The sequence below is a fragment of the Nakamurella flavida genome (assembly GCF_030811475.1).
GTDB classification, from domain to species: domain Bacteria; phylum Actinomycetota; class Actinomycetes; order Mycobacteriales; family Nakamurellaceae; genus Nakamurella; species Nakamurella flavida.
This window is the reverse complement of sequence record NZ_JAUSQV010000001.1, coordinates 3,402,587-3,423,353: the sequence shown is the minus strand read 5'-3', so window position 1 is coordinate 3,423,353 and position 20,767 is coordinate 3,402,587. Positions and strand designations below refer to the sequence as shown.

General features: G+C 70.4%; 19 protein-coding genes, 1 tRNA gene and 1 pseudogene. 14 read left to right on the top strand and 7 right to left on the bottom strand.

All coding sequences use genetic code 11. From position 1 onward, the window contains the following. Window positions 1-9: 9 nt before the first annotated feature. From J2S58_RS15180 to aceB, 3 genes are read right to left on the bottom strand one after another with little or no spacing between them, the layout of a single operon-like run. On the bottom strand, window positions 10-1,149 hold the full coding sequence (locus J2S58_RS15180; RefSeq protein ID WP_205257981.1) for a glycerate kinase: 1,140 nt from the start codon (window positions 1,147-1,149) through the stop codon (window positions 10-12). Between the two features lie 42 nt (window positions 1,150-1,191). Next, window positions 1,192-2,430: a DUF6986 family protein gene (locus J2S58_RS15175; RefSeq protein WP_205257980.1), complete on the bottom strand. Its 1,239-nt coding sequence runs from the start codon at window positions 2,428-2,430 to the stop codon at window positions 1,192-1,194. A 4-nt stretch (window positions 2,431-2,434) separates the two neighbouring features. Next, window positions 2,435-4,042, bottom strand: coding sequence for a malate synthase A (gene aceB / locus J2S58_RS15170; protein ID WP_240189306.1), 1,608 nt, complete (start codon window positions 4,040-4,042; stop codon window positions 2,435-2,437). Window positions 4,043-4,151: 109 nt separating this feature from the next. On the opposite strand from aceB, the gene J2S58_RS15165 reads away from it, so the two are divergent. After that, window positions 4,152-4,937 carry an IclR family transcriptional regulator gene (locus J2S58_RS15165; RefSeq protein WP_205257979.1) on the top strand — a complete coding sequence of 262 codons (786 nt, stop codon included), beginning with the start codon at window positions 4,152-4,154 and terminating at the stop codon, window positions 4,935-4,937. A 7-nt stretch (window positions 4,938-4,944) separates the two neighbouring features. Here the strand turns inward: J2S58_RS15165 and J2S58_RS15160 are convergent. Continuing rightward, a pseudogene (locus J2S58_RS15160) lies at window positions 4,945-5,722 on the bottom strand (sulfite exporter TauE/SafE family protein). Window positions 5,723-6,204: 482 nt separating this feature from the next. Here J2S58_RS15160 and J2S58_RS15150 point away from each other — a divergent pair. The 9 genes from J2S58_RS15150 (at window position 6,205) to J2S58_RS15110 (ending at window position 15,812) form a co-directional block, all read left to right on the top strand. Then, the gene (locus tag J2S58_RS15150) at window positions 6,205-6,981 is read left to right on the top strand and encodes a DeoR/GlpR family DNA-binding transcription regulator (protein ID WP_205257978.1); all 777 of its coding nucleotides are present in this window, start codon (window positions 6,205-6,207) and stop codon (window positions 6,979-6,981) included. A 265-nt stretch (window positions 6,982-7,246) separates the two neighbouring features. After that, on the top strand, window positions 7,247-8,131 hold the full coding sequence (locus J2S58_RS15145) for a ketose-bisphosphate aldolase (protein ID WP_205257977.1): 885 nt from the start codon (window positions 7,247-7,249) through the stop codon (window positions 8,129-8,131). Between the two features lie 65 nt (window positions 8,132-8,196). Beyond that, complete coding sequence (locus J2S58_RS15140) at window positions 8,197-9,537, top strand: ABC transporter substrate-binding protein (RefSeq protein WP_205257976.1); 1,341 nt, start codon at window positions 8,197-8,199, stop codon at window positions 9,535-9,537. A 70-nt stretch (window positions 9,538-9,607) separates the two neighbouring features. Continuing rightward, window positions 9,608-10,498 (top strand): carbohydrate ABC transporter permease, encoded by an 891-nt coding sequence (locus J2S58_RS15135; protein WP_205257953.1) that lies wholly within the window; start codon window positions 9,608-9,610, stop codon window positions 10,496-10,498. Continuing rightward, window positions 10,495-11,397 carry a carbohydrate ABC transporter permease gene (locus tag J2S58_RS15130; protein WP_205257952.1) on the top strand — a complete coding sequence of 301 codons (903 nt, stop codon included), beginning with the start codon at window positions 10,495-10,497 and terminating at the stop codon, window positions 11,395-11,397. Before J2S58_RS15135 ends, J2S58_RS15130 begins: the two co-directional genes overlap by 4 nt. A gap of 112 nt (window positions 11,398-11,509) precedes the next feature. Further along, on the top strand, window positions 11,510-12,235 hold the full coding sequence (locus J2S58_RS15125) for an SDR family oxidoreductase (protein ID WP_205257951.1): 726 nt from the start codon (window positions 11,510-11,512) through the stop codon (window positions 12,233-12,235). Then, window positions 12,226-13,134, top strand: a complete 909-nt coding sequence (locus J2S58_RS15120) for a carbohydrate kinase family protein (protein WP_205257950.1) — start codon at window positions 12,226-12,228, stop codon at window positions 13,132-13,134. Before J2S58_RS15125 ends, J2S58_RS15120 begins: the two co-directional genes overlap by 10 nt. 20 nt (window positions 13,135-13,154) lie before the next feature. Next, window positions 13,155-14,663, top strand: a complete 1,509-nt coding sequence (locus J2S58_RS15115; protein WP_240189304.1) for a mannitol dehydrogenase family protein — start codon at window positions 13,155-13,157, stop codon at window positions 14,661-14,663. Window positions 14,664-14,786: 123 nt separating this feature from the next. Further along, window positions 14,787-15,812 carry a glycosyltransferase family protein gene (locus tag J2S58_RS15110; RefSeq protein ID WP_205257948.1) on the top strand — a complete coding sequence of 342 codons (1,026 nt, stop codon included), beginning with the start codon at window positions 14,787-14,789 and terminating at the stop codon, window positions 15,810-15,812. Between the two features lie 25 nt (window positions 15,813-15,837). Here the strand turns inward: J2S58_RS15110 and J2S58_RS15105 are convergent. Both J2S58_RS15105 and J2S58_RS15100 read right to left on the bottom strand, forming a co-directional pair. Further along, window positions 15,838-15,923: transfer RNA gene (locus tag J2S58_RS15105), tRNA-Ser, on the bottom strand. A gap of 25 nt (window positions 15,924-15,948) precedes the next feature. Then, on the bottom strand, window positions 15,949-16,692 hold the full coding sequence (locus J2S58_RS15100) for a Type 1 glutamine amidotransferase-like domain-containing protein (protein ID WP_205257947.1): 744 nt from the start codon (window positions 16,690-16,692) through the stop codon (window positions 15,949-15,951). Window positions 16,693-16,837: 145 nt separating this feature from the next. On the opposite strand from J2S58_RS15100, the gene J2S58_RS15095 reads away from it, so the two are divergent. From J2S58_RS15095 to J2S58_RS15080, 4 genes are read left to right on the top strand one after another with little or no spacing between them, the layout of a single operon-like run. Then, window positions 16,838-16,984 (top strand): hypothetical protein, encoded by a 147-nt coding sequence (locus J2S58_RS15095; protein WP_205257946.1) that lies wholly within the window; start codon window positions 16,838-16,840, stop codon window positions 16,982-16,984. Then, window positions 16,981-17,568 carry a PRC-barrel domain-containing protein gene (locus J2S58_RS15090; protein ID WP_205257945.1) on the top strand — a complete coding sequence of 196 codons (588 nt, stop codon included), beginning with the start codon at window positions 16,981-16,983 and terminating at the stop codon, window positions 17,566-17,568. Before J2S58_RS15095 ends, J2S58_RS15090 begins: the two co-directional genes overlap by 4 nt. Beyond that, on the top strand, window positions 17,568-17,999 hold the full coding sequence (locus tag J2S58_RS15085) for a PRC-barrel domain-containing protein (protein WP_205257944.1): 432 nt from the start codon (window positions 17,568-17,570) through the stop codon (window positions 17,997-17,999). The genes J2S58_RS15090 and J2S58_RS15085 overlap by 1 nt, the downstream gene beginning before the upstream one ends. Before the next feature lie 32 nt (window positions 18,000-18,031). After that, a complete protein-coding gene (locus J2S58_RS15080) occupies window positions 18,032-19,774 on the top strand; it encodes a glycoside hydrolase family 13 protein (RefSeq protein WP_205257943.1) in 1,743 nt (580 codons plus the stop codon). Between the two features lie 12 nt (window positions 19,775-19,786). On the opposite strand, the gene J2S58_RS15075 is transcribed toward J2S58_RS15080, so the two are convergent. Beyond that, window positions 19,787-20,563 (bottom strand): class II aldolase/adducin family protein, encoded by a 777-nt coding sequence (locus J2S58_RS15075; RefSeq protein ID WP_205257942.1) that lies wholly within the window; start codon window positions 20,561-20,563, stop codon window positions 19,787-19,789. Window positions 20,564-20,767: the final 204 nt, after the last annotated feature.

The window sequence follows — 20,767 nt, the reverse complement described above, 5'->3', positions numbered from 1 at the left end:
GGCGAGCGATCACGCCGGATCACCGGACGGGAGCAGCTGTTCCCGGGCCAGTGTCGCGGACAACTCGCGCAGCAGTCCCGCGGCCCCGGCGATGCACCGGGTGACATCGGCCTCGATGTCGGTCAGCGCGTACACCGCGCGGATACCCGCGGCCGCGGCCCGCTCCGGGGTGAGCAGCGACCGGCCGCACACCGCGACGACCGGGATGCCGCGGGCGCCGGCCACCGTGGCCACCCCAATCGGGGCCTTGCCGGACAACGACTGCTCGTCCAGCGACCCCTCCCCGGTGATGACCAGATCGACTCCGGCCAGCGCGTCGGCGAATCCGACCAGTTCGAGCAGGAGGTCGATGCCGGGCGCGAGAGCGGCACCCAGCACCGCGACCGCGGCGAAGCCGACCCCGCCCGCGGCGCCTGCTCCGGGCGTCGTGCGCAGGTCCGCACCCGTGGCGGCGGCGATCCGGTCGGCGAGCAGGTCCAGCGCCCGGTCGAGCTCGGCGACCTGAGCGGGAGCGGCGCCCTTCTGCGGTCCGTACACCGCGGCCGCCCCGGACGGGCCGGTCAACGGGTTGTCCACGTCGGAGGCGACGGTGACGGTCGCCGCAGCAAGGCCGGGGTGCAGCGCGGTGAGATCCACGGCGGCGAGGTCGGCCAGCGGACCACCACCATCGGCGAGAACCCGACCGTCCGGGCCGGTCAACCGGGCACCGAGCGCGGCGATCATGCCGGCGCCGCCGTCGGTGCAGGCGCTGCCGCCGATGCCCAGCACGAGGTCGGTGCACCCCGCGTCCAGCGCGGCGGCGATCAGCTCGCCGAATCCGCGGCTCGACGCCGTCATCGGGGCGAGGGTGCCGCCGGGCAGCTGGGCCAAGCCGGACACGGTGGCCAGTTCCAGCACCGCGGACGATCCGCGCCGGGCGTATCCGGTGTCCACCGGGTCCCCGGTCGGGCCGGCCGCCCGAACCGGCACCCAGCGGTACCCCGCGGCCAGGGCGGCCTCGATGGTGCCGTCCCCGCCGTCGGCCACCGGCACCTGCCGGGTCCGCACGTCGGGCCGGGCGTCGGCCAGCCCCAGGGCCACCGCGGCAGCCACCCCGGCGGCCGGCAGCGACCCCTTGAACTTGTCGGGCGCGATGAGCACGAGCGTCATGGGGTCATCCTGTCGTGCGCGGCCGACCTCGCCGCCGCCCGGTCAGACCGCGACACGGCGGGCGAGGACGTCCAGGGTGCTGCGGTGCAGACCGGTGCGCTCGGTGATCTCGTCGGCGTCCACGGCCCCGCACTCCAGGGCGCGGACGAGGAACCCGGCCAGGGCCACCGCGGTGGCCGGCTCGTCCATGAACCCGGACTCCTGCCGCTCGACGTAGGCCCGCAATCGCACGCAGGCCTGCGGGATCCCGGCCAGGTAGAAGGCGTAGGTGGCCGCGTACCGGGTGGGCAGCTGGGCCGGGTGCAGATCCCAGCCCTGGTAGTAGCCGCGGTGCAACGAGCGGCCGACCAGCCGGGCGTGCAACGCCCACGCCGCCCGGACCGCGTCGGCGTCACCGACCGGGACGATGTTGGTCGAGCCGTCGGACAGGTGCACGCCCGTGCCGGATGCGGCGAGCTGCATGACGGCCTTGGCGTGGTCGGCGGCCGGGTGCTCCATGCTCTGGTCCTGCGCAGAGATGCCCAGCGAGGCCGAGTAGTCGTACGTGCCGTAGTGCAGTCCGGTGACCCGCCCGGCGCCCGCGTGGATCATCGGGGCGATGGCGGCCCGGCCGTCGGCGCCGAGCACGGCCTGCGGGGTCTCCACCTGGATCTCGAACCGTAGGGCGCCGGCCGCCAAGCCCAGTTCGGTCTCCAGCGCCTCGCAGGCCAGCACCATCGCCTCGACCTGCTCGACCGAGGTCACCTTGGGCAGGGTGAGGACGAAACCGGCCGGCAGCGCACCCAGGCCGGCCAGGAACAGCCGCAGGGTGCGCAGCCCGCGCCGTCGAGTCGGCTGCTCGAAGCTCTTGAACCGGATCCCGACGAACGGCGGCGCGGTCCCGGCGTCCACGGCCTGTCGCAGGGCCGCGGCGGCGGCGACCACGGCCGCGTCCTCCTCGGCGTCCGGGCGGGGGCCGTAGCCGTCCTCGAAGTCGATCCGCAGATCCTCGATCGGCTCGACCGCGAGCTTGGCCAGCACCCGGTCGTACCCGGCGTGCACCCACTGCGGGTCCAGCCCGGTGGCGGCGGCGAAGGTGTCGGCCGTGTCGCCGTGCTCGGCCAGGGCCGCGAGGGCGCGCTCGCCCCACGCCGGCACGGTCCCGGCGTCGAAGCGATCGGCCGGGACGTACACGGTGTGCACCGGCTGACGAACCCCGCGATCCCCGGGATAGCGGCGGGTGAGATCCGCGTCCGCCTGGGCCAGGTGGGCGTCGAGCCGGTCCGCGAGCGGGTCGGTCACGGCGTCAGACGATCGCGGCGTAGGCCGGCAGCGTCAGGAACGCCACGTATTCCTCGTCCAGGGCGACGGACTCGAACACCTCGCTGGCCGTCACGAACTGCCCGGCCGCGAAACGCTCGGCGCCGACGGCGGTCTCGATCTTCGCCAGCTCCTCGGCGAGGATCTGCCGGACGAGCTCGGCGGTGATCACCGTGCCGTCGGGGAGGGTGGAGGCGTTGTGCACCCACTGCCAGATCTGCGAGCGGGAGATCTCCGCGGTGGCCGCGTCCTCCATGAGGTTGTGGATGGCGACGGCGCCGCCGCCGCGCAGCCAGGACTCCAGGTACAGCACGGCGACCTCGATGTTGGCGCGCAGCCCGTCCTCGGAGATCTCCCCCGGGGTCGCGGCGACGTTGAGCAGATCGTCGGCAGTGACCTGCACGTCGGGGACGACGTCGAGCTGGTTGGGCCGGTCACCCAGCACGGAGTCGAAGACCTCCCGGCACACCGGGACGAGATCGGGGTGGGCGACCCACGAACCGTCGAAGCCCTGGCCGGCCTCGCGTTCCTTGTCCGCCTTCACCTGGGCGAAGGCGCGCTCGTTGACCGCGGCGTCCTTGCGGCTGGGGATGAACGCCGACATGCCACCGATGGCGTGCGCGCCGCGCTTGTGGCAGGTCTGCACCAGCAGCTCGGCGTAGGCCTTGAGGAACGGCGCCGTCATCTTCACCAGGTTGCGGTCCGGCAGCACGTACTGCGGGCCGGAGTCCCGGAAGTACTTGATGATCGAGAACAGGTAGTCCCAGCGGCCGGCGTTCAGCCCCGAGGCGTGATCGCGCAGCTCGTAGAGGATCTCGTCCATCTCGAACGCGGCCGGGATGGTCTCGATGAGGACGGTGGCGCGGATGCTGCCGTGCGGGATGCCCAGCTCGGACTCGGCCAGGGTGAACACCTCGTTCCACAGTCGGGCCTCGAGGTGCGACTCCATCTTGGGCAGGTAGAAGTACGGGCCGCTGCCGCGGGAGAGCAGCTCGGCCGCGTTGTGGAAGGCGTAGAGGCCGAAGTCGACGAGTGCACCGACCACCGGGGTGCCGTCGACCTGGATGTGGGACTCGTCGAAGTGCCAGCCGCGGGGCCGCATGACGATGGTGGCCAGCGGGGCGTCCTCGCGCAGCGCGTAGGACTTCCCTGCCTCGTTGGTGAACGAGATCTGCCGGCGGATGGCGTCGAACAGGCTGATCTGGCCGCCGACGACGTTGGCCCAGTGCGGGGTGCTGGCGTCCTCCATGTCGGCCAGCCACACCTTGGCCCCGGAGTTGAGCGCGTTGATGGTCATCTTGCGGTCGGTGGGGCCGGTCATCTCGACGCGCCGGTCCTGCAGCGGGGACGGGTCGACCGAGACCTGCCAGTCGCCGGACCGGATGTGCGCGGTCTCGGCGAGGAAGTCGAGCCGACCGGTGCGGGCGACCTCCTCGCGCCGGCGGGTACGGGCGGCGAGCAGCTCGTCCCGACGGGCGCCGAAGCGCTCCTGCAGCAGACCCACGAACGCAAGCGCCTCCGGCGTGAGGATGAGCTCCCCGCCGGGAACCTCCGCTCCGGTGACCATGATGCCGTTCGTCGTCCCGCTACTCATGTCGCGCCTCTCGTCGACCGCTCCGTCCGCAGGTTACTTTCACCATGCGGAAGTTATCTTCTGTAATGTGGATTCTTGTGGATGGGACTGCCGGAGTCAAGGAGGGGTCATGACGAGCACGGGCGGGGACCGCGAGGACGGCTCGACCGGGAAGGCCCGGACCGGCGGCGTGCAGTCCATCGAACGGGCCTTCGCCATCCTCGAAGCGCTGGCCGGGCAGGACGGCGGGGTGGGCCTGTCCGCCCTGGCCGCCGACTCCGGGCTGCCGCTGCCCACCATCCACCGGCTGACCCGCACCCTGGTCGACCTGGGCTACGTGCGGCAGGAAGCCTCCCGGCGGTACAGCCTGGGGCCGAAGGTGCTGCTGCTGGCCGAGAACGCCACCGGTATGCTCGGGTCCCTGGCCCGGCTGCATCTGGCCGCGCTGGTCGACGAGCTCGGCGAGACGGCCAACCTCGCGTCGCTGGACGCCGGACGTATCGTCTACGTCGCCCAGGTCCCGTCCCGTCACTCGGTGCGGATGTTCACCGAGGTCGGCCGGCAGGTGCTGCCGCACTGCACCGCCGTCGGGAAGGCCATCATGGCCCGCATGCCCCGGGCGGACGTCCGGGAGATCCTGCGGCGCAACGGGATGCCCGGGTACACGGAGAACACGCTGACCGACCCCGACGCCTTCGACGCCGCCCTGGACTGGGCGGCGCAGCACGGGTACGCGGTGGACGAGGGCGAGCAGGAGGTGGGGGTGCGGTGCGTGGCCGTCGCCGTCCCAGGCGCCCCCGGACGGCTGGCCGTGTCGGTGTCCGGTCCGGCCGGCCGGATGACCCCGGAGCTGATCGAACGAGCCGTTCCCCTGCTGGCCGCCGCGGGGGCCGCACTGGCCGCCGAGCTCAGCTGAATCCGGCTCAGAACAACCGCCAGAGCGCGACCAGGCCCAGCACCACGATCAACCCGCGCAGCACGGCGGGCGGAAGCCGCCGGCCCACCTTCGCCCCGACGAACCCACCGACCAGCGAGCCGGCGGCGATGAGACCGGCTGCCGCCCAGCTGATCCGGTCGAAGGCGACGATCGTGTAGGTGATGGCGGCGACCAGGTTGACCATCAGCGACAGCAGATTCTTCGCCGCGTTCATCCGCTGCATCGTCTCCGGCAGCAGCACCCCCATCAGCCCGACGAGCAGGATGCCCTGGGCGGCGGCGAAGTAGCCGCCGTACACCCCGACCGCGTAGGTGGCCACCGCCAGCGCGGCCAGCCGGCCGCGGCTGAGCAGCCGCACGTCGCGCCCCGACCGCTCGGCCCGGGCCCGCACCCGGCCCTGGATCCATGGCTGCGCGACCACCAGCACCAGCGCCAGGATGAGCAGGACGGGGACCACCCGCTCGAAAGCCGCGGCGGGCAGGTGCAGCAGCAGCCAGGCGCCGGTCAGCGCCCCGAGGAACGAGGCGGGGATCTGCCAGCGCAGGCGCCGACCCTGCCCGCGCAGCTCCCGCCGGTACCCCCCACGTCCCGGACAGGCCGCCGGTGACCAGACCCACCGAGTTCGACATGGTCGCGGTGATCGGCGGGTACCCGAATGCCAGCAGGGTCGGGAACGTGATCAGCGTGCCGGACCCGACGATGGTGTTGATGGTCCCGGCGCCGACCCCGGCCAGCGCGATGAGCACGATCTCGTACCAGGGCACCGGCGCAGCCTAGGTGTCCTGCCCAGTGAACTCGGCCGAGGTGGCGATCGATCGGTCTGGGGCACGAGAGGATGGGGACTGCCTCCCGTGTGCAAGCCATCGAGGGACCGGTGCGATGCACCGAGGGCGCTGACCACCCTCGTGCCACATCCAGCCGCGAGCACGTCTCTGCCTGCCCACGCGGATCACGGAGTGGGCATGCCCCTTCCATCCGTGAGAAGGGCCGAGCCGGCCCTCCGAGCCCCGGGGCCTCGAGGTCCGTCGATGCGGGAGCCTGCCCCTGAGGTCTTCCAGGGTGGGGGTGGGCAGACTCGTTCGGTAGAGGCGATCACCAGGATGGCCCCAGAATCGCGGCTCCGTTCGACCGCCATCGGGCCTCGGCCGTGTGGTGTAACCCGAGTGTCACTTCTGGACGTGCACGCCACCAGGGTGATCGTGCGAACCTCCATGACCGGAGGGCTGAGCGAGACGAAGGGACCTCAATGCTGAACCGCGAGCTCGCCGAAGAGCGCCGGACGAAGATTCTCGAGCAGCTGTACCGCTTCGGGCAGGTCCGAACATCGCACATCTCCTCGCGCCTGGGGGTCAGCGAAGTGACGATCCGCAATGACCTCATCGTGCTGGAACGCAGAGGCCGCCTGGTGCGGACGCATGGCGGCGCCATGACGTCCCTCGACGACGCCGGCGCCCTCACGGCTTTCAGCGCGCGCATGACACAGCAACGGGAGGAGAAGCGGCGCATCGCGGTGGCAGCCGCCGAGATGGTCGTGGGTGACGAGACAGTGATCTTCGATGCCGGCACGACCACCCACCACCTGGCGCAGCTCCTCCCCCCGGTGGACAAGCTCACCGTGCTGACCCCTGGACTCAACATCGCACAGACGTTGATGGACGTCGAAGGCGTCGAGGTGTTCGTCCTCGGCGGCCGACTCCACCCCACCTTGCTGGAGACGGTGGGATCCGTGCCCGAGATGGGCCTGAGTGACCTGCCCGTTCACAAGGTGTTCCTCGGTGCCCGCGGCATCGACGACGAACTGGACGTCATCGACATCTCCCTGGACCTGGCCCAGGTCAAGCATCGCTTCGCGAAGATGGCTCGCCAGGTGGTCCTCCTGGCCGACTCGACGAAGTGGCACAGCAGCGGTGAGGTGAAGGCACTCGCACTGCGTGACGTCGACGTGGTCATCACCGACTCGGGCCTGTCGACCGAAGACCGCAGGCGAGTGCAGGACCTGGGCGTCACGCTCGTCATCGCTTGAGACCTTTCTCTTTTCTGATGAAATCCGGAAGGTTCTGAGGCCTTGTCCCTTTCGATTCTTTGCACTTAGGCTGAGACGGCTGGCCCAGCCCGCCGTAGCCACCAAGGCGTCGACCTGTGAAGCGACGCGTAGGTCCCGCTGTTCGGTTCGCTCCGCTGGTGAAAGAACCTGCACCGCCCGTAGCAACTGCGACGCCGTCGGCCCAGGGCCGAGTCCCGGCGCTATTGCCCCATGCCCTCTTCCTGCCTCAGGAGGCACCACCACCATGCTCACCACCGGCGCTGAGATCCTCTCGACCGGGCGTCGACACCATTTCGCCGTCCCAGCCTTCAACATGAGCGACTACGGCATGCTCAACGCCGTTTTCGAGGTCAGCACCGCTCTGAGCGCCCCCATCATGATCGCCATCCACCCCCTGGAAGTCGCCCTGGTGGGTGAGGAGTTCGTGGCCGCCGTGGTGGCCAAGGCCCACAAGGCACCGGTCCCGGTTGCCGTCCACCTGGACCACGGCGCCACGTACGAGGAGGTGGCCAACGCGATCCGGACGGGCTTCACCTCGGTGATGATCGACGCCTCCCACGAACCGTTCGAGGAGAACATCCGCGTCACCCAGGAGGTGACCCGGTTGGCTCATGCCGCGGGCATCTCGGTGGAAGCCGAGCTCGGTACCATCGGCGCAACGGACGGCTACGCGGAAGCCGGCAGTGACGACATCATCTACACCGACCCGGACATGGCGGCCCACTTCGTGCAGGCCACGGGGGTCGACAGCCTGGCGGTGGCCATCGGCACCCGACACGGCCTGTACCCGGCCACTCTGCGCGCCGCACTGCGTATCGACCTGCTGGAGAAGATCGCCCAGCGGGTGGACGTGCCCCTCGTCCTGCACGGCGGCTCGGACAACCCCGACGCGGAGATCAGCCAGGCCGTCGCGCACGGCGTCGCCAAGGTGAACATCTCCAGCGACATCAAGAGCCGCTACTACGACACGATGCGCGAGGTCCTGCAGGACAAGGGCCTCCGCGAGCCGCACGCGATCGTCCCCGCCTGCAGCCAGGCACTTCAGGACGTCGCGGCCCACAAGATCCGCCTGCTCGGCGCCGAGGGTGCCGCTGCCCACTTCCAGCAGTTGGCCTCCGCCTTGTCCTGATGCACCGCGCAGCACACGCTGCGCCCGTCCTGGCCGGTCCCTTCACACAATGGAGTCTGAGGATCATGAATCACTCGAAATCGTTCACCCTGACCGTTCTGGCCGCAGTCAGCGCCCTGAGCCTGACCGCGTGCGCGGGTTCCTCCTCGCCGAGCACGGCCGCCACGAGCAGCGGGGCCAGCAACACCGTGACATTCCGGTCGTGGAGCCCCGTCGACCAGACCACAGCCGCCATGGTCAAGGCCTTCGAGGACGCCAACCCGGGTTCGACGATCGACGCGACGATCTTCAACTACCCCGAGTACATCGTCGACCTGCAGACCCGCGCCAGCTCCGGCACCATGCCCGATCTGGTCGGCCTGCAGCCCGGCGCCCTGACACAGCAGTACCGCTCGAACCTCACGCCGCTCAACGACTGCGCGGTGAAGACCTGGGGCGCGGACTGGGAGGACAAGTTCTACCCGGTGGGACTGGACCAGGCGCGGGCCGGTAACCCTGAGGGCGACGAGAATTACTACGCACTACCGGTCCTCACCCAGACCGTCAATATGTGGGCCAACACCGAGATCTTCGACAAAGCGGGGGCGACGGTCCCCAAGACCTGGGACGAGCTCAAGCCCACCGTCGACAAGCTCGCTGCCGCTGATGACCAGGCGGCGCCGTTCCTGTTGCCGGCCAAGGACAGCTGGCTGCGCAACGTGGTCTTCATGCAGATCGCCAACAACATCTCTCCCGGCATCGTCCAGCAGGCCGAGGGCGGGGAGGTCAAGTGGACCGACGCGAAGATCGTCGAGGCCATCGACTACTGGGGCAAGCTGTTCACCGAGGGCATCGCCCAGCAGGGCGCCATCGGTCTGGACGCCTACCCCTCCGGCGCCAATCAGTTCGAGGCCGGCAAGGCGGCCATGATCCCCCTCGGTGCCTGGTGGATCCAGCAGTCCGACCCCACGAAGGATCAGTCGCAGATCCCTCCGCTGTCGGTCGGCATGTCGGGTTACGAACCCTTCCTCTTCCCGACCATCCCCGGTGGGGCGGCGGAGTCGCAGTTGGTGGGTGGCATCGACCTGGCCATGGGCATCTCCAAGAACAGTGCCAACCCCGACCTCGCCTGCAAGGTGCTGACGGACTGGATCGCCGGCGGCGGCGCGCAGAAGCTCGTCGACACCATGAACGACATTCCCGCCGTCACAGGCCTGAATCCCACGAACTTCACCAGCGACAAGCAGAAGCAGATGTGGGACCAACTGGCCAACCAGTGGCTGCCCGAGGTGAAGTACTCGCGGTACTTCGACGACCCGAAGATCGACCAGGCCGTCGCCGACGCACTGGCTGCGGTCGCCACCGGCTCGCAGACGCCCCAGGATGCCGCCGCTTCGGTTCAGGCCGTCCAGGATTCCCTGTCCTGACCGCGCCCTGACCACTGTGAGGCCGTGCCCCGGCATCGCCGGGGCACGGCCACCCCGAGAGGGAGCCAGCATGCTTCACCGACTGCGGCAGGGACTGCCGGGCCTGGGATTTTTGCTCCCGGCCCTCGTGCTGTTCCTCGTCTTCGTGCTCTACCCCATCATCTACAACGTCCAGGCGAGCCTGCTGGACTGGGACGGAGTCAACGCCGGCACCTTCGTGGGGCTGGGCAATTTCGTCAAGCTGCTGCAGGATCCGATCTTCCTGACCGCCCTGCGCAACTCGGCGTACTGGATCCCCCTGACCATCGTGCCGCAGGCGGTGATCGGCTTCCTGCTGGCGATGGCCCTGAACTCCACGCTGCGAGGCAGCTCGGTCTACCGGGCCCTGTTCTTCATCCCCGCGGTGCTCTCGCCCGTGGTGGTCGGGATCGTCTGGCAGCGGATCCTCGACCCGTCCAGCGGTGTCATCACGGCAGCCACCCGCGCGCTCGGGCTCACGGGGATTTCCACCGACTGGCTCTCCGACCCCCACACGGCCATCTTCGCGGTCATCGCCGTGAACATCTGGATGTGGACCGGCTTCTCGATGCTCTTCTACCTCGCCGGGCTGCAGCTGGTGGACACCAGCGTGTTGGAAGCGGCCAAGATCGACGGCGCCAGCGGGCTCCAGACCGTGACCCGCATCATCTTCCCCCTGCTCCGGACGACGCACCTGTCGTTGCTGTTGCTCGGCATCATCGGCTCTCTCAAGACTTTCGAGTTGGTCTACGTCCTCACCCAGGGCGGGCCCAACAACTCCAGCCAGATGCTGCCCACCTACGGCTTCCTGCAGGCCTTCCAGCTCCAGAGTGTCGGCTACGCCTCGTCCATCAGCGTCGTCCTGATCATCATCGCCGTGGCCAGCTCGTTGGGGATGGTCCGGGTGTTCGGTTCCGGCTTCGTGACAGGAGACAAGCGATGAGCTCGGTGCAGGACCCCGCCGCCCGCCCGATCAACCCACCGCGAAGTGAGAACGCCGGCCCCGCGCAGCGACGACGGACGCGCCGCAGCGGCCCCTCGCGCTGGGTGCATGCCCTGCTGGTGCCGATGGCCCTGCTGTGGATGGTGCCGGTGATCATGACGATCGGCTTGTCCCTCATGCCGGCGTCCAACCCGTCCACCACGGCGCTCGGCCTGCTGCCCGAAGCTCCGTCACTGTCCAACTACGTCCTGGTCTGGCAGCAGAACCCGTTGCTCAAGCACCTGCTCAACAGCCTGCTCATCACCGTCCCGTCCGTCGTGATCGTCGTCGTGGTCGGCTCGATGGCGGCCTTCGCACTGGCCCGGCTGAGGGTGCCGCTCAAGGCACTGCTGTTCGCCGTCCTGATCCTGGGCCTGGTGCTGCCCATGTCCGGCATCGTGGTGGCCGTGTTCAAGATCCTCCAGGCCATGGGGCTCTACGACTCCCTGGTGGGCCTGGTGCTGGTCTACTCCGCGCTGGGTCTGCCGTTCGCCATCATCATCATCAGGACCGCCTACCTGGCGATCCCCATCGAGATCTTCGAGGCCGCGCACGTCGACGGGGCCAACGTCTGGCAGATCTTCTGGCGGCAGTACTTCCCGCTGGCCAAACCCGCTCTCGCGGTCGTGGTGATCTGGCAGGTGATGATGTCGTGGAACGACTTCCTGCTGCCACTGGTGACCCTGGGCAACAACGACATCAAACCCCTGACCCTGGTCCCGCTGGCCTACCGCGGAATCTTCCTCAGCCAGCCAGGCGCACTCTTCGCCGTGCTGGTGCTCATCTCCGTGCCGGTGGTCGCGGTCTTCGTCGCCGTGCAGAGATACCTGGTCAACGGCCTGGCCGGGGCGGTCAAGTAAGCCCCCTGCGCGGCTCTGCGGCCGCACGTCAGCCCGACTCCGGTCCCCTTCTCCCCCTCCCAGCAGTATTCGCACCTCCACACACTCATCGTGGTGGCAGGAAGGAACAACCATGGACTTCAACGGCCGCTCCATTCTCGTGACCGGTGCGAGCGGCGGCATCGGCGGCGCCACAGTGCGCCACCTCGTCTCCGCCGGGGCCGCCGTGGTCGCCGCGGGCCGCTCCGAGCAAGCCCTGGCGGCCCTGGCCGAGGAGACCGGCGCTCGACCCCTGGTGTTTGAGCTGGACTCCGAGGACAGCGTCCGCGATGCCATCGCGGATCTGGATCTGTGGGGCCTGGTGAACTGCGCCGGCTTCGGCGGCGAGATCGCCACCCCGATGGACACCGACCTCGACGTCTTCGACAAGGTCATCCGCGTCAACACCCGCGGTGCGCTCACGGCGACGAAGTACGCATCACGTTCCATGATCCGCGGCGGCCGCGGCGGCGCCATCGTCAACGTCTCCAGCCAGGCCGGCCTCGTGGCCTTCGACGGTCACATCTCCTACGCCGCGTCCAAGGCAGCTCTGGACAGCATCACCCGCGTGAGCGCACTCGAGCTGGGCAAACACGGCATCCGCGTCAACAGCGTCAACCCCACCGTGGTCATGACACCCATCGCCGAGGGGCACTGGAGTCAGCCCGAGGTCGCCGAACCGGTCCTGCGTGCGATGCCGCTGGGCCGCTGGGCCACCCCTGACGAGGTGGCAGCCCCCATCACCTTCCTGCTCAGCGACGGCGCCGCGATGATCACCGGCATCACCCTGCCGATCGACGGTGGCTACACGTGTCGCTGAGCGCATACGACGAACTGGACGTCATCGGCGGAGGCGCCGCCTCGGTGGACCGGATCCTGTTGGTCGACGCCCCCCTCGGTGACAGCAAGGGGCGCGTGCTGCTGGAACAGGAGCGCTACGGCGGCAACGTCGCGACCGCGATGGTCGCTGCCGCCAGAGGCGGCGCCACGACCGCGTTCGTGGGGCACCTCCCGGCGCGGGACGTCGAGCCCGGCCTGTGGCAGTGCCTCCGGCACAACGGGGTGCGCCTGGACCTGGCCCGTACCGCCCCCGGCCAGCCGGGTATACGCGCCACCATCCTGGTGGATCCCGATGGCCGGCGGTTCATCGCCGTCGACGACGACGCACCCATCGGCCTCCCCGACGACCTGGATCTGGAGCTGGTCCGCCACGCCAAGGTGCTCCTGCTCGACGGCTACGCGGTGCCCGCCGGCGTCCGGGCCGCCCGAGCGGCGCGGGAGGCCGGCCGCGGCGTGGTGCTCGACCTGGAGAAGGTGCACCACCCGGAGACCGAACTGCTGGTCGACCTCAGCGATCACCTGGTGCTCCCGGAGAGTTTCGCCGTCCAGTGGACCGGCACGAACAGCCCCGCCCGAGCCATCGCGGCGCTCTGGCGGGCGGACCGGTGCGCGGTGGTCATCACCTGCGGGGACCGCGGCGCCTACTTCGTCTCTGCGGACGACGGCACCGCCCTCGGGACCGGTGTCCTGGACCGCATACAGCACCAGTCGGTTCCCCCCGTCCAGGTCAAGGACACCACCGGGTGCGGGGACGTCTTCCACGGCGCCTACGCCGCTGCCCTGGCGCGCGGACTGCCCATCGCCCAATGCGTGGCCGGGGCCACCGCCGCCGCCGCCGAGTGCGCCACCCGCGTCGGCGGCATACCCGCCGACAGCTGACCACAGGACCCGAGGTGACCATGTCCCCCATCACACCCACCCGGCCGCGGCTGAACACGTCCACCGCCTCGTCGGCCAGTCAGGACACACAACGACCCGGCTACGACCGCGACCTGGTCAGCCCGGGGGTGGTCCACATCGGGTTCGGTGGCTTCCACCGCGCCCACCAGGCGGTCTACCTCGACGACCTGTTGGCCGTCGACGACGGCGCCCGGGCCTACGGCATCTGCGGGGTCAATCTGCTCCGGCAGGACGCCGCCATGGCCGAGATGATGCGCGCCCAGGACAGGCTGTTCGTCGTGGCCGAACGGGGCGCGGACGGGCAGCGCTGCCGCGTGGTCGGGTCGGTGGTCGAGTACCTGTTCGCCCCGGATGAGAGCGAGAAAGTGTTGGCGCGCATGGCCGATCCCGCCGTGCGCATCGTCTCGCTCACCATCACCGAGGGCGGCTACTGCTACGACCCGGCCACCGGGTCCGTCGATCTCTCCGACGACGTCCTGCAACACGACATCGCGGACGCCCGCACCCCGCGCAGTGCTTTCGGCTTCCTGGCCGAGGCCTTGCGCCGCCGCCGCTCGGCGGGGGTGCCGCCGTTCACGGTCCTGTCGTGCGACAACGTGCACGCCAACGGCGACGTCGCCCGGCGCACCCTGCTCGCCTTCACCCAGGCACAGGACCCCGACCTGGCCGCCCACGTCGCCGAGGACGTCGCCTTCCCCAACGCCATGGTCGACCGCATCACCCCGCGCACCGCCCCGGCCGACCTCGAGGCCGTGGCCGAGGCCACCGGTCTTCACGACAGCTGGCCCGTGGTGTGCGAGCCCTTCCGGCAGTGGGTGGTCGAGGACCACTTCCCCCAGGGACGCCCGGCGTGGGAGCGGGTCGGCGTGCAACTGGTCGAGGACGTGCGCCCCTACGAGCAGATGAAGATGCGGCTGGTGAACGCCGGTCACCAGACGATCTCCTACCTCGGGCTGCTGCTGGGTCACGCCGACGGGGCCGGCGCGTCCGCCGATCCCACCGTCCGACGGCTGTTGGGTCACTACCTGCTGCACGAGGGGGCGGCGAGCATGCCCGCTCCACCTGGCGCCGACCTGCGGGCGTACTCCGCCGCGGTGATCGAACGCTTCGCCAACCCGGCCATCAGCGACAGCATCGAGCGGTTGACGATGCAGTCCTCCACGACCTTGCCCACCTTCGTGGTGCCGGTCATCCGGGACCTCGTGGCCGCCGGCCGTTCGTTCGGCGCCGCGACGGTGGTGGTGGCCTGCTGGGCCCGCGCCTGGGAAGGCATCGACGACTCCGGTCGTCCCATTTCACTGACCGACGCCAGAGCCGACGACCTCTCGGCGCGCGCACGCAGATCGCAGGCCGACCCCCTCGCGCTGATCAGCGGCAACCCGATGTTCGGCGAGCTGGGGAAGTGCGCGGAGTTCACCGACCGCTTCACGCGGGTGTTGAGGACCATGCACCGTGTCGGCGTACGGGCTGCGGTCGAGGCCGAGTTGGCGGAGCTCGAGCGCTCGTGAGGTGGCGGCGGCGCCGCGGTCCTGGAAGGGACGGCCGGCCCCGCGCTATAGGGGCAGCAGGCTCGACGACCCGCCATGACTCCACCCAGGTCGCATGAAGACCCGCCCAGCTACGGTCGCCACGTGCCCCCGCCGACCGCTGCGTCCACCCGCCGCATCCTCTACGCAGGCTTCGCCACCCGGCAGCACAGCGGAGGCGTGCACGTCCTCACCCAGCACGTGCAGCTGCTGCGGGCGGCCGGGGAGCAGGCCTGGCTGTGGCTGCCCGACGGCGCCGAGCGGCCCGGCTGGTTCGACGCCGACGTGCCGGTGCTGTTCGGCGATCGGGTGCCCGTCGGGGCGGACGACCTGCTGGTGGTCCCGGAAACCCCGACCGTCCAGGGCCTCGATCCGGCTCCCGGCGCCCGCACGGTGATCTTCGACCAGAACCACTTCTACACGTTCGCCGCCGGCGTCCCCGGGGACGATTTCCCCGGCTGGGTCCGGCCGCCCGCGATGTGGGCGGTGACTGCGGAGAGCCGGGACGTGCTCGCCGCAGCCCTGCCGCACCTACCCGTCGCCCTGGTCCCGAACATCGTGGACGGGGACACCTTCACCCCCCTACCCGCTGATCGGCTGCGGGTCTGCTGGTTCCCCCGCAAGCGCCCCCGCGAGGCATCGCTGCTCCGCCTGCTGCTGCGCAACGACCCCCGCTCCGCCGGGGTGGACCTGGTCGAGATGGTCGATCTGCCGCGGGCGGACGTGGCCCGCACCCTCGGCACCGCGACGGTGTTCCTCGCCCTGGGCCACAGCGAGAGCTTCGGGCTGCCGGTCGCCGAGGCGCTGGCCGCGGGGTGCCTGGTCGCCGGTTACGACGGGGGCGGCGGGCACGAGTTGTTCGACGCCCCCGGGGCGTGGCGCATCCCCGAACAACGACCACTCCTGCTGCGGGACACGGTGTTCGACCTGCTGGCCCGGTCCGGTGAGCTGGCCGGGGTCCGGGCGGCGAACCGGGAATGGGTCCTGGAGCGCTACACCCGGGAGCGCACCGCGGGCGCGTTGCTCGCCGCCGTGGCGGAGGCGTTCACCCGGCCCGGAGAAGCCACCGAGGCCACCCATCCGGCGGCCTGGCTGGACACCCTCGGGCCCCAGTTCACCGCCTGGGCATGAGGGACACCGACACGATCGAACTCAGCGGAGGCGGAGGGATTCGAACCCCCGAGGCTTTTGACACCTGGCCGCTTTCAAGGCGGCTTCCTTCGGCCACTCGGACACGCCTCCAACAGCACGAAGCCTAACCCGGGGCTCAGCGCAGGCGACGCGGCTCGATCACGGTCTCCCGGGCGGTGCCGATGCCGTCGGCGTCCACCTCGCGGACCACCCGGTAGGCCGCGCAGTTCGGCCGGTCCGCGACCGCCTCGACCATCTCCGTCCCCCGGTAGACCAGCCCCACGCCGTCGTCGGTGGCGTACCCGTCGGCGAGGGTGCCGTCGGCGATGAGCGAGTGGTAGAGCGGGCGACGCTGGCGCTCTGAGTCGTAGTGCACCCCGTTGGAGAACGGCAGGAACCCCAGCCCGTTCGTCACCGGGCGCAGGGTCGGGCCGAACGAATCGGTGGTGCCGCCCAGGTGCCAGCACAGCGAGCCGGCGGACACCCCACCGAGCACCACCCCGGCCTCCCACGCCGCGCGCAGGTGCTCGTCCCACCCGTGCAGCCGCCACAGCGCCAGCAGGTTGGCGACCGAGCCGCCGCCGACCCAGACCACGTCCTGCGCCAGCAGGTGCCCGCGCACGTCGTCCACGTTGGGCATCGAGAAGACCTCGAGATGCGAGGGCCGGAACCGGGCGGACAACGCGGAGTACATCGTGGTGATCACCGCGGCGTCGTCCCCGGTGGCCGTGCCCACGAAACACACCTTCGGAGTCCCGGTGGCGCCGGACAGATCGGCGGCCAGGTCGAACACCGGGCCGGCGTCCGCGTCGTAGCGGTCGCGTCCCCGGGAATCGAGCCCGATCGAGGTGGCCAGGATCGTGGGAGTGTCGGCTGCCATGTCGCCGAGGATAGGTCGACGGCCCGACCCCCTCCCGCCAGGTACGCAGGCCCCGATCGCGGTTACAGTTCGCTGCAGATCCGGCGCCCATTCCGGGCACGTCGGGCGATACTTCGCGCAGCGCGATCCTGAGAACGAGGTAGCCATGGACTGGTGGGTGTGGTTGATCATCGTGGTGGTGATCGTGGTCATCGCGGTAGGGGCCTTCATCGCCCTGCAGGCCAAGCGGAAGTCCGGCGGTGTGATCATCAACGACCGCTCGCGCCGTAAGGGCAAGGGATCCGGCCGATGAGCGTGCTGCTCCGCTCCAGCGAGATCACCAAGAAGCCCGTCGTCACCTACGGCGGTGAGGACGTCGCCCAGATCAAGGACGTCGTCTACGGCGCCAACGGCGGCCACGTCGAGGGCTTCACCCTGGCCGGGCGCGGGCTGTTCGCCGGCCCCCTCAAGACGGCCATCGCCTGGTCGTCGGTCGTCGGACTGGGCCCCGACGCGGTGATCATCGCCGACGAGTCCAGCCTGGTCCCCACCGACGCGATGCTGGAGTCCGCGGTGGCCTCCGGCGCGGCCCCCGGCGGCGGCGACGTGCTGGGATCCCAGGTGCTCACCGACGACGGCACGGCGCTGGGCACCGTCGTCGACGTGATCATCGAGGTCAGCAAGTCCGAACAGGCCGATGTCGTCGGCTACGAGATCGACCCGGCCGAGAGCCTGGGCCGCGGCAAGAACCGACTGCTCATCCCGCTGCCGGACACCCTGGCCGCCTCCGGCGAGCACCTGATCGTGCCGGCCGCGGCCCGGGACTTCGTCCGGGACGACCTGGCCGGGTTCGGCGCAGCGGTGGAAGACTTCCGAGCACGGATCAAGGGGCAGTGATGTTGTTCTCCGACACGAAGAGCCACAAGGTGGTCGCCACCGACAGCGCCGAGACCGTCGGCAAGGTCGCCGAGTTCGTGGTGGATCCGGCCGAGCACCGGATCATCGCGCTGGGCCTGAGCAAGACCCCGGGCGACGGGAACATCCTCCCGTGGTCGAGCATCAAGGGCTTCGGCGCGGACGCGGTCACCGTCACGCAGGCCGACACCCTCGTCGTGCCCGACGCCCAGGTCACCGCGCTCAGCGGCAAGAACAAGGTGCTGCTCAAGAAGCGCGTCCTGGACACCACGGGCCTGGGCCGCGGCTCCGTCCGTGACGTGGAGTTCGACGGGACCACCGGGGTCATCACCTCGCTGGTGCTGGACGCCGAGAGCATCCCGGGCGACCGGCTCGTCGGCATCGGCTCCTACGCCGTCATCGTCCAGGCCTGATCGACGCCCCTCCGGGGCCTGAAGGGATTCCCGTGTCCACTTCCCCAGCCCCGGCGAGCACCACCGACACCACCGGCCGGGCCCCGCTCAGCGGGCCCGGCTGGTGGAAGTCGGCCGTGGTCTACCAGATCTACCCGCGCAGCTTCGCCGACTCCGACGGCGACGGGATCGGTGACCTCGGCGGGATCATCGCCAAGCTCGACCACCTCGCGCAGCTCGGCATCGACGTGCTGTGGCTGTCCCCGGTGTACCCGTCACCGCAGGACGACAACGGGTACGACATCAGCGACTACCAGGACATCGAGCCGTTGTTCGGCACCCTCGAGCAGTTCGACGAGCTGCTGGCCGCCGCCCACGACCGTGGCATCCGACTGGTCATGGACCTGGTCGTCAACCACACCTCCGACGAGCACCCGTGGTTCACCGCGTCCCGCTCGAACACCGGCGACCCGAAACGGGACTGGTACTGGTGGCGTCCGGCCCGGGAGGGGTTCGAGCCCGGGACCCCCGGCGCCGAGCCGAACAACTGGTCGTCCTTCTTCAGCGGACCGGCCTGGGAGTTCGACGAGGCCTCCGGGGAGTACTACCTGCACCTGTTCTCCCGCAAGCAGCCCGACCTGAACTGGGAGAACCTTCAGGTCCGGGAGGCCGTCTACGCGATGATGCGCTGGTGGCTGGACCGCGGCGTCGACGGCTTCCGGATGGACGTCATCAACCTCATCTCCAAGGACACGGCGCTGCCCGACGGCCGGCCCACCGGGGACGGCCTGGGTGACGGCACGGCCTCGTACACCTGTGGCCCGCGCATCCACGAATTCCTGCACGAGATGCACGAGCAGGTGTTCGCCGGCCGGGACGCGGTGCTCACCGTCGGCGAGATGCCGGGGGTGACCGTCGAGGAAGCCGCACTCTTCACCGACCCCGAGCGGGCCGAGGTCGACATGGTCTTCCAGTTCGAGCACGTCGGGCTCGACCAGGGCGCCACCAAGTGGGACGTGCTGCCCCGGGACCTGCTCGCCCTCAAGCGGAGCTTCGGGCGCTGGCAGGACGGGCTGGCCGACCGCGGCTGGAACAGCCTCTACTGGAACAACCACGACCAGCCGCGTGCGGTCTCCCGGTTCGGCGACGACGGTGAGTTCCGGGTGGCCTCGGCCAAGACCCTGGGCGCGGTCCTGCACCTGCACCGCGGCACGCCGTACGTCTACCAGGGCGAGGAACTGGGCATGACCAACGCCCCGTTCGACGGCCCGGGCGCCTTCCTGGACATCGAGTCGGTGAACCACTACGCCGCGGCCACCGCCCTCGGCGCGAACGGCGACGACGTCCTCGCCGCGCTCCGGGTGATGAGCCGGGACAACGCCCGCACCCCGATGCAGTGGGACGACTCCCCCCACGGCGGGTTCACCACCGGCACCCCGTGGGCCCCGGTCAACCCCAACACCACCGAGATCAACGCGGCCGCCGCGCTGGCCGATCCCGACTCGGTGTTCCACCACTACCGGGCGCTGGCCGATCTGCGGCACTCGGTCCCGGCGGTCGTGCACGGCGACTTCACCATGCTGCTGCCGGACGACCCGACCGTCTACGCGTTCACCCGTCGACTCGACGACGTCACCCTGCTCGTCGTCGGCAACTTCTCCGGATCACCGGCGACCGTCGACATCCCGGACGCCGCCGACTGGGCCCGAGCCGAACTGCTGCTCGGCACCCACCCGGTGGATGCCGGCGCCGGGCTCACCCTGCAGCCGTGGGAGTCCCGCGTCCTGCGCCGCTGACGTCGCGCTCGCTCAGTACTGCCCGGCGGCGGCGTTGCCCCGGCGCTCGGCGATGTCGTCGCGGGCCACGTACTTCGCCACCGCCTCGGCGGTGAGCGGAGCGACGCCGCCGACGGAGTAGGCCGCCGTGCGGACCTGCGCGCCCTTCACGGCCATGGCCGAGATGCCGTCCACCCCACCGACCGTCGGCGCCGTGACCACGATGCCGTGGTTGCCGAGCAGGATCAGCGCCGGCAGCTCCCCGGTCTCCTCGACGCGCTGCACCAGGGTCCGGTGGAACACCCGGCCGAGGTCGATGCCGGGCTGGGCGTACGGCACGAACAGCGGCTGCCCGATGACCACGGCCTCGTCGGAGTAGACGTGCCGGTCGAACGCCGTCTCCGCGTGCACCGAGCTGAGCAGCCCGACGATCGCGGTGGGGTGGGTGTGCCCGACGAAGGCGATGGGCGAGACCGCTTGCACGGCAACGTGGACGAGCGCCTCGATGGATCCTCGCCGCCGCTTGCCGGCGATCTCCCCGGCGTCCAGCGCGGCGGTGAGATCGGCCTGGGTGCTGGCCGGATCGGTGATCAGCGCCTGCAGCTCCTCGACCTCGACGACCACGAAGTCCTCCGCCGTGGCCGCGGCCATGTGCACCCCGGAGGCCTTGACCGCCAGGCGGCCGTCCGGCAGCAACTGGGAGGTGTTGCCCTCGGCCAGGATCACCAGATCGCGTTCGGGACGGCCGAGGGAGCGGGTCAGCTCGATCAGTTCGGCGGTGACGAGTTCGGGCGCATAGATCGCGGTCATCGGGATCCCTCCGGGGCACGGCGTCGGCGGCAGGAGCCGCACGGTACCGCGAGCGTTCACACCCCGGGACCGGCAGGCCCCTGCCGGCGGCTGCTCCTTCCCCCGCACATCACGGGCGAAACACCCCGACGCTGCCACCATGACCCATCTGCACACCCCCGGTCCCCGAATGGCCGATGACGCACGCACCACCGACCACCCCGG

What these genes read in the sequence shown, in the direction of transcription:
- J2S58_RS15180 (WP_205257981.1), bottom strand. Translation starts at nt 1,149, where the DNA reads ATGACGCTCGTGCTCATCGCGCCCGACAAGTTCAAGGGGTCGCTGCCG.
- aceB (WP_240189306.1), bottom strand. Translation starts at nt 4,042, where the DNA reads ATGAGTAGCGGGACGACGAACGGCATCATGGTCACCGGAGCGGAGGTT.
- J2S58_RS15165 (WP_205257979.1), top strand. Translation starts at nt 4,152, where the DNA reads ATGACGAGCACGGGCGGGGACCGCGAGGACGGCTCGACCGGGAAGGCC.
- J2S58_RS15150 (WP_205257978.1), top strand. Translation starts at nt 6,205, where the DNA reads ATGCTGAACCGCGAGCTCGCCGAAGAGCGCCGGACGAAGATTCTCGAG.
- J2S58_RS15145 (WP_205257977.1), top strand. Translation starts at nt 7,247, where the DNA reads ATGCTCACCACCGGCGCTGAGATCCTCTCGACCGGGCGTCGACACCAT.
- J2S58_RS15140 (WP_205257976.1), top strand. Translation starts at nt 8,197, where the DNA reads ATGAATCACTCGAAATCGTTCACCCTGACCGTTCTGGCCGCAGTCAGC.
- J2S58_RS15135 (WP_205257953.1), top strand. Translation starts at nt 9,608, where the DNA reads ATGCTTCACCGACTGCGGCAGGGACTGCCGGGCCTGGGATTTTTGCTC.
- J2S58_RS15130 (WP_205257952.1), top strand. Translation starts at nt 10,495, where the DNA reads ATGAGCTCGGTGCAGGACCCCGCCGCCCGCCCGATCAACCCACCGCGA.
- J2S58_RS15125 (WP_205257951.1), top strand. Translation starts at nt 11,510, where the DNA reads ATGGACTTCAACGGCCGCTCCATTCTCGTGACCGGTGCGAGCGGCGGC.
- J2S58_RS15115 (WP_240189304.1), top strand. Translation starts at nt 13,155, where the DNA reads ATGTCCCCCATCACACCCACCCGGCCGCGGCTGAACACGTCCACCGCC.
- J2S58_RS15100 (WP_205257947.1), bottom strand. Translation starts at nt 16,692, where the DNA reads ATGGCAGCCGACACTCCCACGATCCTGGCCACCTCGATCGGGCTCGAT.
- J2S58_RS15095 (WP_205257946.1), top strand. Translation starts at nt 16,838, where the DNA reads ATGGACTGGTGGGTGTGGTTGATCATCGTGGTGGTGATCGTGGTCATC.
- J2S58_RS15090 (WP_205257945.1), top strand. Translation starts at nt 16,981, where the DNA reads ATGAGCGTGCTGCTCCGCTCCAGCGAGATCACCAAGAAGCCCGTCGTC.
- J2S58_RS15085 (WP_205257944.1), top strand. Translation starts at nt 17,568, where the DNA reads ATGTTGTTCTCCGACACGAAGAGCCACAAGGTGGTCGCCACCGACAGC.
- J2S58_RS15075 (WP_205257942.1), bottom strand. Translation starts at nt 20,563, where the DNA reads ATGACCGCGATCTATGCGCCCGAACTCGTCACCGCCGAACTGATCGAG.